Origin of the sequence: Noviluteimonas lactosilytica, assembly GCF_020866925.1 — a bacterium.
In the GTDB taxonomy this organism is placed as follows: domain Bacteria; phylum Pseudomonadota; class Gammaproteobacteria; order Xanthomonadales; family Xanthomonadaceae; genus Noviluteimonas; species Noviluteimonas lactosilytica.
In genome coordinates this window covers 61683-74374 of sequence record NZ_JAJGAK010000002.1, presented here as the reverse complement: position 1 = coordinate 74374, position 12692 = coordinate 61683, and the positions used below count along the sequence as shown (strand labels likewise).

The window sequence follows — 12692 nt, the reverse complement described above, 5'->3', positions numbered from 1 at the left end:
CTCCACCGCCATGGAACAGCAGGATCTCCGCAAGGCCGGGCTCAAGGTCACCCATCCGCGCATGCGGATCCTCGAGCTGCTGGAGCAGACCCGCCCGCGGCACATGACCGCGGAGGACATCTACCGCCAGTTGCTGGAGCACGGCGACGAGATCGGCCTGGCCACCGTTTACCGCGTGCTGACCCAGTTCGAGGCCGCGGGCCTGGTGCTGAAGCACAACTTCGAGGGCGGCCACGCGGTGTATGAGCTGGACCGCGGCGAGCACCACGACCACATGGTCGACATCGACACGGGCAAGGTCATCGAGTTCCAGAGCGCGGAAATCGAGGAGCTGCAGCGACAGGTCGCCGAAGCCCACGGTTACGAGATCGAAGAGCACGCGCTCGTGCTCTACGTGCGAAAGAAAAAGCGTTAGTTCGCGTCGGCGAGCAGGCGCCGGGCCGCCGCGCGGGCTTCCTTGCTCACTTCCACGCCGCCCAGCATGCGGGCGAGTTCTTCCTCGCGTTCCTTCGCTTCGAGCCTGCGCACCGCGCTCTGGGTCATGCCGTCGCTGGCGGCCTTGCTGACGAAGTAGTGCGCGTGGCCCTGCGCGGCGACCTGCGGCAGGTGGGTGACGCACAGGGCCTGGCGCTTCGCGCCGAGGGCGCGCAGTTTCTGGCCGACGATGTCGGCCACCGCGCCGCCGATCCCCGAATCCACTTCGTCGAACACCATCGTCGGCACCGCGTCGAGGCCGAGGGCGGCGACTTCGATCGCGAGCGAAATGCGCGACAGCTCGCCGCCCGAGGCGACCTTGCGCAACGCGCGCGGCGGCTGCCCTAGGTTGGCGGCGACGAGGAATTCGATGCGCTCGGCGCCGTGCGGGTCGGGGTCGGCGCCGGTGTTGGGTTCGATCGAGACCGAGAAACGCCCACCGCCCATGCCGAGTTCGCCGATCAGCGCGGTCGTCGACGCGGAGAGCGCATCGGCGGCCTGCGTGCGCGCCTGCGTCAACGCCGCGGCGGCCGTCGACCAGGCGGCGCGCGCCGCGTCGATCTCGCCGTCGAGCGCACGCACGCGGGCTTCCGATCCCTGCAACGACGCGACTTCCGCTTCCACCGCATCGCGTTGCGCGGCGAGTGCATCGGGCGCGACGCGATGCTTGCGCGCGAGGTCGTGCAGTTGCGTGAGCTTGCGATCGAGCGCGTCGAAGGCGTTGGGGTCGAGGTCCAGGTCCGAGCGCACGCGTTCGAGCAGCGAGGCGGCTTCGTCGAGCTGGATCGCGGCCGTGTCGAGCATCGCGTCGATTTCGAGCAGGCGCGGTTCGTGTTCGGCCTGGCGCGCGAGTTCGTTGCGCACCTGCTGCAGCTGGCGGCCGAGCGAAGGGCCGTCTTCGCCGCCGAGCTTCGACGACGCGCCATCGCATGCGGCGATCAGGCCGGCCGCATGCGCATGGCGTTTGTGGGTGGCGACGAGCTCGGCGAACGCGGTCGGCTCCAGCGCATCGCGCGCGAGTTCGACCAGTTGATGTCCGAGGAACGCGATGCGATCGCCGGGATCACCGCGCTGCGACAGCGCATCGCGTTCGCGCACGAGCGCGGTCCAGCGGCGCGCGGCCGCCTGCACGTCGGCGAGCCTGGCGTCGTTGCGGCCGAAGGCGTCGAGCAGCGCAAGCTGGCTCGCGCGCGACATCAGCGCCTGGTGTTCATGCTGGCCGTGGATTTCCACGAGCATCGCGGCGAGCTCGGCGAGTTGCGCGATCGTCGCGGGACGGCCGTTGATCCACGCCTTCGAACCGCCGTCGGCGCGGATCGTGCGGCGCAACTGGCAGGCTTGTCCGTCGTCGTCGAGTTCCTGTTCGCGCAGCCACGCGGCCGCTTCGGGCGCGTCGGCGAGGTCGAACACCGCGACCAGTTCGGCGCGCTGCGCACCGTGGCGCACCACGCCGCTGTCGGCGCGCGCGCCGGACAGGAAGCCCAATGCGTCGACCAGCAGCGACTTGCCGGCGCCGGTTTCGCCGGAGATCACGGTCAGACCGGGTCCGAAATCGAGTTCGGCCGCGCGAACGACGGCGAAGTCCTGGATGGCGAGGTGCGTGAGCATGGCGTTAGCGTAAACGTTCAGGCGTCTCGCACGAAGAGACGGGTTGCGCATGACGGCGCGACGGGCTTATACCGCCGGCATGGTCCATCGTCCGCCCGACCCCGAACTCGACCCGCGCGCACGCCAGTTGCTGCGCACGCTGATCGCGCGCTACATCCGCGACGGCGAGCCGGTCGGTTCGCAGACGCTCGCGCGCCACGCGGGGCTCGACATCAGCCCGGCGACGATCCGCAACATCCTCGCCGACCTGGAGGAAGGCGGCCTGCTCACGTCGCCGCACACCTCCGCCGGGCGCGTGCCGACGACGCAGGGATATCGCGTGTTCGTCGACTCGCTGCTGCAAGTGCGGCCGTTGCCCGACACCGAACTCGCGCGCTTGCGGCAGGAGTTGCCGGCGGGGTCGGGGACGCAGGCCTTGCTCGGGAGCGCGTCGGAACTGCTGTCGGCGATGACGCATTTCGTCGGTGTCGTGGGCGTGCCGCGGCGCGAGCAGTTCGCGTTCCGCCACATCGACTTCGTCGCGCTCGACGGCAACCGCGTGCTGGCGATCCTCGTGTTCGCCGACAACGACGTGCAGAACCGCATCCTCCACACGCGTCGCCCGTTCGATGCGAGCGAACTCGAACGCGTCGCCAACTACCTCAACCAGCACTTCGCCGGCCGCCCGTTGCAGGAGATCCGCGCGACCTTGCTGCACGAATTGCGCGCGGCGCGCGACGAGATGGAAACCCTGCTCGCGCACACCGTCGAACTCGCCGAACAGGCGCTCGCGCCCGGCGGTGGCGACGATGTCGTGCTCGCCGGCCAGACGCGACTGATGGGCTTGCAGGAGCTGTCGGACCTCGACCGCCTGCGCGAACTCTTCGAGGCCTTCGCCCGCAAGCGCGAGATCCTGCAGTTGCTCGAACGCACCGCGCAGGCCCCGGGCGTGCGCATCTTCATCGGCGAAGAGACGGGCATCGCGCCGCTCGAGTCGGTCTCGCTGGTCACCGCGCCGTACACGGCCGGCGGCCGCGTGCTCGGCGTGCTGGGCGTGATCGGGCCCACCCGCATGGCCTACGACCGCGTGATCCCGGTCGTGCAGGCGGCCGCGGGGGTCCTCGGCCAGGCGCTGGATTCGACCTGAGGGGTTGAAACGGCCGCGGCGCGACCGCACGAGAGGGGTTCGGGCGGCGAGGAAGCCGCCAAACGGACCGAACGCATGATCCAGGAAACCCCGCAGGACACGGATGCTGCCCTCGACGGCGAGTTGTCGCCGCAGGACCAGATCGAAGCCCTGAAGGCCGAACTCGAGCAGCTCCGCGCCGAGCAGCTGCGCGAGCGCGCCGACCTCGACAACCAGCGCAAGCGCCTGGCCCGCGACGTGGAGCAGGCCCGCAAGTTCGCCAACGAGCGCCTGCTCAGCGAACTGCTCCCGCTGTTCGACAGCATGGAGGCCGGCCTGGCCGCGGCCGAGAAGGCCGACCCGCTGCGCGAAGGCATGGAGCTGACGCTGCGCCAGTTGCACCGCATCGCCGAGGCCAACGGCCTGGTCGAGGTGGCACCGCAACCGGGCGACACCTTCGACCCCGAACGCCACCAGGCCATGAGCATGGTCGACCCCGGCGCGTTGCCGCCGGGCTCGGTGGCGCAGGTCTTCCAGAAGGGCTACGTGCTGAACGAGAGGTTGTTGCGCCCGGCGCTGGTCGTGGTCGCACGGCACGACTGAGCCTTGAAGGGCGCGCGACGGCCCTTACATCGCATGCATTCCGGCGGCACGTGGCCGCCCAGACATTCAAAGTTTCCGGAGGGAGCGACATGGGCAAGATCATCGGCATCGACCTCGGCACGACCAACTCGTGCGTGGCGATCATGGAAGGCGGCAAGGCGCGCGTCATCGAGAACAGCGAGGGCGATCGCACCACGCCGTCGATCGTGGCCTACACCAAGGACGCCGAAGTCCTCGTGGGCGCCTCGGCCAAGCGCCAGGCGGTCACCAACCCGAAGAACACGTTCTTCGCGGTGAAGCGCCTCATCGGCCGCAAGTTCAAGGACGCCGAGGTCCAGAAGGACATCGACCTGGTGCCGTACCAGATCGTCGAACACGAGAACGGCGATGCGTGGGTCGCGACCGCCGACGGCAAGAAGCTCGCGCCGCAGGAGATCTCCGCGCGCGTGCTCGAAAAGATGAAGAAGACGGCCGAGGCCTACCTCGGCGAGCCGGTGACCGAAGCGGTCATCACCGTGCCGGCCTACTTCAACGACAGCCAGCGCCAGGCGACGAAGGACGCGGGCCGCATCGCGGGCCTGGACGTCAAGCGCATCATCAACGAGCCGACCGCGGCCGCGCTGGCCTACGGCATGGACAAGAAGGGAGGCGACCGCAAGGTCGCGGTCTACGACCTCGGCGGCGGCACGTTCGACGTGTCGATCATCGAGATCGCCTCCGTCGACGGCGAAATGCAGGTCGAAGTGCTGTCGACCAATGGCGACACGTTCCTCGGCGGCGAAGACTTCGACAAGCGCGTCATCGATTACCTCGTCGAGGAATTCCTCAAGGACCAGGGCATCGACCTGCGCAAGGATCCGCTCGCGCTGCAGCGCCTGAAGGACGCCGCCGAGCGCGCGAAGATCGAACTGTCCTCGGCGCAGCAGACCGAAGTGAACCTGCCGTACGTGACGGCCGATGCCTCCGGCCCGAAGCACCTCAACATCAAGCTCACGCGCGCCAAGCTCGAAGCGCTGGTCGACGATCTCGTCAAGAAGACCATCGAACCGTGCCGCATCGCGCTGAACGACGCCGGCCTGCGCGCCAGCGAAATCAGCGAAGTCATCCTCGTCGGCGGCCAGACCCGCATGCCGAAGGTGCAGCAGGCGGTGGGCGAGTTCTTCGGCAAGGAACCGCGCAAGGACGTCAACCCCGATGAAGCCGTCGCGCTCGGCGCGGCGATCCAGGGCGGCGTGCTCGCCGGCGACGTCAAGGACGTGCTGCTGCTCGACGTGACCCCGCTGTCGCTCGGCATCGAAACGCTCGGCGGCGTGTTCACCAAGATCATCGAGAAGAACACCACGATCCCGACCAAGGCCTCGCAGACGTTCTCCACGGCCGAAGACAACCAGTCCGCGGTGACCGTGCACGTGCTGCAGGGCGAACGCGAGCAGGCGCGCTTCAACAAGTCGCTCGCGCGCTTCGACCTCGCCGGCATCGACGCCGCGCCGCGCGGCATGCCGCAGATCGAAGTCTCCTTCGACATCGACGCCAACGGCATCCTGCACGTGCATGCGAAGGACAAGAAGACGGGCAAGGAGCAGAAGGTCGAGATCAAGGCCGGCTCGGGCCTGTCGGACGACGAGATCCAGCGGATGGTGCAGGACGCCGAAGCGCATCGCGAAGACGACAAGAAGTTCCATGAGCTCGTGCAGGCCCGCAACCACGCCGACGCGCTGATCCACTCGGTGCGCACGGCGATCACCGAGCACGGCAGCAAGGTCGGCGGCGATGTGATCGGTCGCGTCGAAGGCGCGCTGTCGGACCTGGAGACCGCGATGAAGGGCGACGACAAGGGCCAGATCGAAGCGAAGACCCGCGCGCTGGAAGAAGCCGCGCAGTCGCTCGCCGCGGCGGCCGGCGGCGGTGGCCCGGGCGGCGATGCCGGCCCGCAGGGCGGTGGTGCGCCCCGCAACGACGACGTCGTCGATGCGGAGTTCACCGAGGTCAAGGAAGACGACAAGAAGTAAGCCGGACGACGTAGACAGGCGTTTACGTGAAGGGTGATTGGCGATGCGGAACGGGCAACCCCCACGACCGTTTCGGGTCCCAATCACCTTTTGCGTGTAAGGTGCCGCGGCTTTTTCCCTCCACGAACGACGAACCACCGATCACGGCTCCATGAGCAAGCGCGACTACTACGAAGTCCTGGGCGTGGCCCGCGACGCCAGCGAAGAAGACCTGAAGAAGGCCTATCGCCGCTGCGCGATGAAGCACCACCCCGACCGCAATCCCGGCGACCACGCCGCGGAAGCCGCGTTCAAGGAGTGCAAGGAAGCCTACGAAGTGCTGTCGGAACCGGCCAAGCGCCGCGCCTACGACCAGCACGGGCATGCCGCGTTCGAGCACGGCATGGGCGGCGGCGCCGGCGGTGCCGGTTACGCCGACATGGGCGATATCTTCGGCGACATCTTCGGCAACATCTTCGGTGGCGGTGCGCGTGGCGGTCCTCGCCGCGGCGCCGACATCGGCTACGTGATGGAACTCGATCTCGAGGAAGCCGTCGCGGGCATCGACAAGCGCATCGAAGTGCCGACGCTCGTCGGTTGCCACCATTGCAACAGCACGGGCTCGGCCGACGGCGTGCTCGAAGATTGCGCGACCTGCCACGGTCGCGGCCAGGTGCGCATGCAGCGCGGCATCTTCCAGATGCAGCAGACCTGCCCGCATTGTGCCGGTCGCGGCAAGACCATCCCCAATCCGTGCAAGCCGTGCATGGGGCAGGGGCGCCTGGAGGAAGAGAAGGTCCTCTCGGTGAAGATCCCCGCGGGCGTCGACAACGGCGACCGCATCCGCCTGTCCGGCGAAGGCGAAGCCGGTCCGCCGGGCACGCCGCCGGGCGACCTGTTCGTGGAAGTGCGCGTGCGTCCGCACGACATCTTCGAACGCGACGGCGACGACCTGCATTGCGAAGTGCCGCTGCGCATCTCGCAGGCCGCGCTCGGCGACACCATCCGCGTGCCGACGCTGCACGGCGACCTCGAACTGCGCATCCCCGCCGAAACCCAGAGCGGCAAGGTGTTCCGCCTGCGCGACCGCGGCGTGCGTTCGGTGCGCAGCCGCGCGCCGGGCGACCTGTACTGCAAGGCCGTCGTCGAAACGCCGGTCAACCTCACGCAGGAGCAGCGCGAGTTGCTGGAGAAGTTCGAATCCACGTTCGTCGGCGAAGGCGCGCGTCGTCACTCGCCGAAGGCGAGCACGTTCCTGGATGGCGTGAAAGGCTTCTGGGACCGCATGACGAATTGAGGATGGAAAGGCAAAAAGGGCAAAAAAGGGGGCAAAAAAGGGGGTCAGAGTACTATTTCGCTCACGAAATAGTACTCTGACCCCCTTTTTTGCCGCTGTTTTTGCTTCTTACTGCCGCACCAGTTCCATCTGCGCGATCATCGGCTTCGCGTTCGCATCGGCCTTTCCGCCCGGCACCACCTTCACGAACAGCATCTCGCGCGCCGAGCTTCCGAGCTTGCGCTTGGCGATGTTCTCCAGGTGCTTCGTGACGTCCCAGCTGTAGAAGTTCTCGCCGAGCGCGCTGTCGAGCTTGCTGTTGGCGCCGCCGTGGTCGTGGAATTCGGCGTCGAAGAAGTTGATGTTGCCGACGTAGGACGACGCTTCCAGCGGCGCGTTCGGCGACGGGCACAGGTACACGTGGTACAGCACGCCCGGCTGCTTCCACGCGTGCAGCTTGCGCATCACCAGGAACGTGCGGCGGTTGTCGGTGTCCAGGCCGAGCACTTCGGTCTGCTTCGCGTTCGCCACGCGCAGCATGCGCACGGTCGTCGCGCCGGCGCCGAGCGTCGCCATCGCATCGGAGGCCGCGACCTTGGTCGACAGCGGCGATTGCGCAGCGACCTTCGCCAGCGTCGTGGTCGACGTCGTGCCGGTCGGCGCCACGACGGGCCGCGGCACGTACGAGTCGTACGCGTAGCCCATCGTCTGGATGCTCCACAGCTGCGTGCTGCGCAGCGCGACGCGCGTGCCGTTCTCGCGCAGCATCGGGAATTGCGTGTTGAGCCACGGGAAGGCGACGGTATCGGTGGGGTTCTTGCCGCCGTTGCGGTTCCAGCTCGCCCACATGCGATCGACCGTGGCGTGATGCAGGGCGAAGATCGGATCGTCCGCCGCGTAGGGAACGCCGCCCATGCCGACGGAGGTGCCGGTCAGCACGTGGATGCGGCCGTGGATGCCCGAGTCCATCGCGCGGCAGAAGCCGATTTCGGCGCCGAAGTTCTCGTAGCGCTCCTTCGTCATGATCGAGGTGATGTCCATCGGATCCGATGGTTCGTTCATCTGGATCGGCTGGCCCGCGTTGGCGATCGCGCGGCGGTTCGGCTTGTACAGCACGCCCCACACGGGATCGTCGGGCAGGCGGAACTGCACGGGGAGGATGCCGCGCTGCGCCGGATCGTCGGAGCAGTAATGCCAGTACGGCATCGAGAAGTCCGCGCGCCCGGTGACCGCGCGTACGACGCGCTCCAGGTAGTACGTGTACATGCGGTGCCACGGCAGGAAGAAGTGCGGGTTCTGCCCCGAGTGCGGCTGGCAGGTGTTCCACATCTCCGTGGCGTACGTGCGCATGGTCGACGGCGTGCTGCCGAAGATGCGCGTGATCTCCGCGTTCTTGCTGGTCTTGCCGTCGGTGAAGTGCTGGTACCACCACCACGTCCAGCTCAGAGGGTTCTCGGGCGCGAGCGCTCTCATCTTGCGCACGGCGTCGGCGTAGATGGCGAGCATTTCTTCGCCCGCGGGCGTTGCGATGTCGGCGCGCGGACCCGCTGCGGCGAATGCGCGCGGCGCGACGGCGTAGACGAACGGAGCGGCGGCGATGCCCTTCAGCAGGGTGCGTCGATTGATCTGGGTCACGTGGGGGTTCCTCCGGCTGCAATGCCGTCTGCGCGGCATCCATGTCGTGCTGGTTCGGCGACGCAGCGCAATGCAAGCGCGCTGCAAAAGTGTCGACAGGGTGGGGGGTGACCAAGTGACGGCGGGGTCAAAGCGGCGAGGCGATGCCGGTACTCGACATCGCCTTCATGTCGCTGACGACGCGTCATTGGCGAACGAGTTCGACCGTGGCGACCATCGCGCCCGCGTCAGCGCGCGCTTTCCCGCCGGGTACGAACGTCACCTGAAGCGCATCGCGCGCCACCGTGCCGCCGCGCTCGAAGCGACGCAGCAACTCGGTGACGTCGAAGCTGTAGAAGTTCGGGCCGAGGGCTTCGTCCAGCTGGTGGCTGGTGCCGTGGTCGTGGAACTCCGCGTCGAAGAAGTTGATCGCGCCGACGTAGGTGTTCTTGTTCAGCGCACTCCCGCGCACCGGACCCAGGTACACGTGGTAGAGCACTTCCGGTTGCTTCCACGTGTGCAGGTTGGTCAACACCAGGTACGTGCGCTGCGGCGCGTCCGCCGGCGCGAGGCCGAGCACGGGCGCGACCTGCTTCGCGGCCGACAGCCGCTCGACGGTGACGCGCGTGGCGGACGTGCCCATCTTCGCGGTGGTCGTGGCGGAGGCCACGCGCTCGGGCTCGCTGGCCTTCAGCGAGGCGAGGCGCTGCGTCGTCGATTGCGCTGCAGTCAGCGTCGACGAGGACGACGTGCGCTTCTTCTTTGGCGCCGGCGGCGCGACCAGGACGTCGTAACCGTAACCGAGCGTGGACGTGCTCAGGAAATCGCGCAGGCGACCGGTCACCGGCTGGCCCAGGCGATCGGAGAACGTGAACTGTGTGTTCAGCCACGTGCCCGTGGTCGGGTTCAGGCCGCCGAAGTTCGCGTTCCAGCTCGCCCACAGTCGGTCGATGTTCGCGTGGTGCACCCAGAACAACGGATCGCGCGCGGAGTTCGGGATCGAACCCATGTTGCTGCTGTTGCCGGTCAGCACGTGGATGCGACCGTGGATGTTGGCGTCGATCGAACGGCAGAAGCCGAGCACGGTGCCGACGTTGCTGTAGGACGCCGACGCCATCGTGGCGGTGATGTCCATCTGGTCGGTCGGCTGGTTGAGGTCGATGCGCTGTCCGCTGTTGGCGAGCGCGAGGCGATCGCTGCGATACAGCGTGCCCCACATCGGATCGCCCGGCATGCGGAACTGCGGCGGGAGGATGCCGCGCTTGGCCGGATCGGCGGACGTGTAGTCCCAGTAGGGCAGCGTGAAGTCGGCGCGACCGCTGACTTCGCGGATGACCTGTTCGTAGAAGAACAGGAACATGCGGTGCCACGGCAGGAAGTGGTTGTAGTTCTGCCCGGCGTGGGATTGGCAGGTATTCCACATCGATGTCGCGAGCGTCTTCCGCGGCGACGAAGTGGAACCGAAGATGCGGGTGATCTCGTTGGCCTTGGTGGTGCCGGTACGCACGAAGTGCGTGTACCACTGCCACATCCAGCTCAGCGGATCGGATTCGGGGCGCGCGAGCATCGCGCGCATGGCGTTGGCGTAGGTCGCCAGCATGTCCTGGCCTGCGGAGGAGGCGATGTCGTAACGCACGAGCGAGGTGGATTGCGCGATGGCGTTCTTCGACAGCCACAACGCCAGCGGCATCGCGCTGGCTCCTTGCAGGAAGCGGCGGCGGGACAGCGAAATCATGGGGGTTCTCCGACGGCGATTGCGATGAGGAGCGCCTCACGTTCGGCCTTGCAGGCCCGACGTTTCGAACGGACGCCCTTCGCATCCCCAAGCGAAGAAAGCGCGCGAATCAGGTCACGCCATCACGGATGTAACGGCGCGATCGCGCGTTTGCGGGATCAACGGTCCTGCGGGCGCAGGTGTGAAGAACGAATCAACGTTCTTGAATGGCGCGCACGCACGAGTTCGGCTAGCCTCATCGCATGGACGACGCGTTGACATCGACTTCACCTGTGCGCCTGCTCATCCACGGCGCGAACGGACGCATGGGGCAGGCATTGCTGCGGCTGGCTGCAGAGCAGCCCAGGCGTTTCGACGTGGTCGGCGCGGTGTCGCGCAGCGTCGGTCAACGCGTGATCGACGGCGTGCCGCAGTTCGCCGCGAGCGAGTTGGCGGGCACGCCCGCGTGCGACGTCGTCGTCGACTTCAGCCTGGCCGAAGCGTTCGACGCGGTGCTCGCGCATTGCCTCGCGCACGGCTGCGCGCTGGTGAGCGGCACGACCGGTTTGTCGGACGAACAACGCAACGCGATCGAAGCCGCGGGCCTGCGCATCCCGGTGTTGTGGGCGTCGAACTTCAGCCTCGGCGTCGCCGTGCTCAACGACCTCGTCGAACGCGCGGCGCGCGCCTTGCCGGGATGGGAGTGCGACATCGTCGAGCAGCACCACGTGCGCAAGCTCGACGCGCCGTCGGGCACCGCGCTCACGCTGGGCGAATCCGCGGGGAAGGGCGGGGCGCAGGCGCGCTATGCGGCGATCCGCGCCGGCGACATCGTCGGCGAGCACACGGTGCAGTTCGCCACGCTCGGCGAACGCATCGAGCTCGTCCACCGCGCCACCAACCGCGACATCTTCGCCCGCGGTGCGCTGCATGCGGCCGGCTGGCTCGCGGGCCGCGCGCCGGGCCGTTACCGGATCGGCGACCTGCTCGGCTGACGCGGCGGCGATACGCCATCGTTTGTCGAAGGCGTCCCGCACCGGTACAATCCCGGCTCGCCTGCTACCTGACAGCTCGGACCGGAAACCACGCCGCGTCCGCGCTTTGCTGCAACCCGCTTCCAGCGGGGCGCGGACAGGGGCAATCCCCCCGACAAGGCGAAGCCCGTGACCCTACCTGCACTCCTCGCGCTCGAAGACGGAACGATCTTCGAGGGCGTTTCCGTCGGCGCGCCCGGCCTGGCCGTCGGCGAAGTGGTGTTCAACACCGCGATGACCGGCTACCAGGAGATCCTCACGGACCCCTCCTACGCGCGCCAGATCGTCACGCTGACGTATCCGCACATCGGCAACACCGGCTGCACCGAACAGGACGACGAAGCGCGCCAGGTCTGGTCCGCCGGCCTGATCGTGCGCGACATCCCGCGCCGCCCGAGCAACTGGCGCAACCAGGTGCCGCTGCCCGAGTGGATGCGCGCGCGCGGCGTCGTCGCGATCGCCGACATCGACACGCGCAAGCTCACCCGCATGCTGCGCGACCGCGGCGCCATGAACGGCGCGCTGCTCGCCGCGAGCTCGCCGGACGAAGAGCTCGACCCCGCGAAGGCCGTCGAAGCCGCCCGCAAGTTCCCTGGCCTCAAGGGCATGGACCTGGCGAAGGAAGTCACCACCCAGACGCCGTACGCGTGGCGAGAAGGCCAGCTCGACCTGGATCGCAACGCATTCGTCGACACGCCGTCGAAGTTCAAGGTCGTCGCCTACGACTTCGGCGTGAAGGCCAACATCCTGCGCATGCTCGCCGAGCGCGGCTGCGACGTGACCGTCGTGCCGGCGCAGACGCCGGCCGACCAGGTGCTCGCGATGCAGCCCGATGGCGTGTTCCTGTCCAACGGCCCGGGCGATCCGGCGCCGTGCGACTACGCGATCGAAGCGATCAAGACCTTCGTCGACAGGAAGCTCCCGACCTACGGCATCTGCCTCGGTCACCAGTTGCTCGGCCTGGCGGTCGGCGCGCAGACGCAGAAGATGAAGTTCGGCCACCACGGCGCGAACCACCCGGTCATCGACCTCGACACCGGCCGCGTGATGATCACCTCGCAGAACCACGGCTTCGCCGTCGACGAAGCGACGCTGCCGAAGAACGCGCGCGTCACGCATCGCTCGCTGTTCGACGGTTCGAACCAGGGCATCGCGCTCACCGACGCGCCCGCGTTCTCGTTCCAGGGCCATCCGGAAGCGAGCCCCGGTCCGCACGACGTCGCGCCGCTGTTCGACCGGTTCATCGAAGCCATGGAGGCGCGCGCGAAGTGAAGCG

10 protein-coding genes are annotated in these 12692 nt (G+C 67.9%); 7 read left to right on the top strand and 3 right to left on the bottom strand.

Translation table 11 applies throughout. The annotated features are described in order from the left end of the window. The first annotated feature begins 10 nt into the window (after window positions 1–10). Window positions 11–415: a ferric iron uptake transcriptional regulator gene (gene fur, locus LK996_RS09515; protein ID WP_230527520.1), complete on the top strand. Its 405-nt coding sequence runs from the start codon at window positions 11–13 to the stop codon at window positions 413–415. Here the strand turns inward: fur and recN are convergent. Beyond that, window positions 412–2082, bottom strand: a complete 1671-nt coding sequence (gene recN, locus LK996_RS09510) for a DNA repair protein RecN (RefSeq protein WP_230526948.1) — start codon at window positions 2080–2082, stop codon at window positions 412–414. The genes fur and recN overlap by 4 nt on opposite strands. 79 nt (window positions 2083–2161) lie before the next feature. Here recN and hrcA point away from each other — a divergent pair, with 79 nt between their 5' ends. The 4 genes from hrcA to dnaJ all read left to right on the top strand — a co-directional run bounded on the left by hrcA (window position 2162) and on the right by dnaJ (window position 7075). Next, window positions 2162–3208 (top strand): heat-inducible transcriptional repressor HrcA, encoded by a 1047-nt coding sequence (hrcA, locus tag LK996_RS09505; protein WP_230527514.1) that lies wholly within the window; start codon window positions 2162–2164, stop codon window positions 3206–3208. Window positions 3209–3283: 75 nt separating this feature from the next. Beyond that, complete coding sequence (grpE, locus tag LK996_RS09500; RefSeq protein ID WP_230526947.1) at window positions 3284–3790, top strand: nucleotide exchange factor GrpE; 507 nt, start codon at window positions 3284–3286, stop codon at window positions 3788–3790. Window positions 3791–3879: 89 nt separating this feature from the next. Further along, window positions 3880–5799 (top strand): molecular chaperone DnaK, encoded by a 1920-nt coding sequence (gene dnaK / locus LK996_RS09495; RefSeq protein ID WP_230526946.1) that lies wholly within the window; start codon window positions 3880–3882, stop codon window positions 5797–5799. A gap of 151 nt (window positions 5800–5950) precedes the next feature. Continuing rightward, the gene (gene dnaJ / locus LK996_RS09490) at window positions 5951–7075 is read left to right on the top strand and encodes a molecular chaperone DnaJ (RefSeq protein WP_230526945.1); all 1125 of its coding nucleotides are present in this window, start codon (window positions 5951–5953) and stop codon (window positions 7073–7075) included. A gap of 108 nt (window positions 7076–7183) precedes the next feature. Here dnaJ and LK996_RS09485 read toward each other — a convergent pair whose 3' ends face one another. Together LK996_RS09485 and LK996_RS09480 are read right to left on the bottom strand one after the other, a co-directional pair. Further along, a complete protein-coding gene (locus tag LK996_RS09485) occupies window positions 7184–8689 on the bottom strand; it encodes a tyrosinase family protein (protein WP_230526944.1) in 1506 nt (501 codons plus the stop codon). 184 nt (window positions 8690–8873) lie between these two features. Then, a complete protein-coding gene (locus tag LK996_RS09480) occupies window positions 8874–10403 on the bottom strand; it encodes a tyrosinase family protein (RefSeq protein ID WP_230526943.1) in 1530 nt (509 codons plus the stop codon). A 242-nt stretch (window positions 10404–10645) separates the two neighbouring features. Here LK996_RS09480 and dapB point away from each other — a divergent pair, with 242 nt between their 5' ends. Together dapB and carA are read left to right on the top strand one after the other, a co-directional pair. Continuing rightward, window positions 10646–11377, top strand: coding sequence for a 4-hydroxy-tetrahydrodipicolinate reductase (gene dapB / locus LK996_RS09475; RefSeq protein ID WP_255656683.1), 732 nt, complete (start codon window positions 10646–10648; stop codon window positions 11375–11377). Window positions 11378–11545: 168 nt separating this feature from the next. Further along, entirely contained in the window at window positions 11546–12688 is a 1143-nt protein-coding gene (carA, locus tag LK996_RS09470) for a glutamine-hydrolyzing carbamoyl-phosphate synthase small subunit (protein WP_230526942.1), read from the top strand. Window positions 12689–12692: the final 4 nt, after the last annotated feature.

What these genes read in the sequence shown, in the direction of transcription:
- dapB (WP_255656683.1), top strand. Translation starts at nt 10,646, where the DNA reads ATGGACGACGCGTTGACATCGACTTCACCTGTGCGCCTGCTCATCCAC.
- hrcA (WP_230527514.1), top strand. Translation starts at nt 2,162, where the DNA reads ATGGTCCATCGTCCGCCCGACCCCGAACTCGACCCGCGCGCACGCCAG.
- dnaJ (WP_230526945.1), top strand. Translation starts at nt 5,951, where the DNA reads ATGAGCAAGCGCGACTACTACGAAGTCCTGGGCGTGGCCCGCGACGCC.
- fur (WP_230527520.1), top strand. Translation starts at nt 11, where the DNA reads ATGGAACAGCAGGATCTCCGCAAGGCCGGGCTCAAGGTCACCCATCCG.
- recN (WP_230526948.1), bottom strand. Translation starts at nt 2,082, where the DNA reads ATGCTCACGCACCTCGCCATCCAGGACTTCGCCGTCGTTCGCGCGGCC.
- dnaK (WP_230526946.1), top strand. Translation starts at nt 3,880, where the DNA reads ATGGGCAAGATCATCGGCATCGACCTCGGCACGACCAACTCGTGCGTG.
- grpE (WP_230526947.1), top strand. Translation starts at nt 3,284, where the DNA reads ATGATCCAGGAAACCCCGCAGGACACGGATGCTGCCCTCGACGGCGAG.
- LK996_RS09480 (WP_230526943.1), bottom strand. Translation starts at nt 10,403, where the DNA reads ATGATTTCGCTGTCCCGCCGCCGCTTCCTGCAAGGAGCCAGCGCGATG.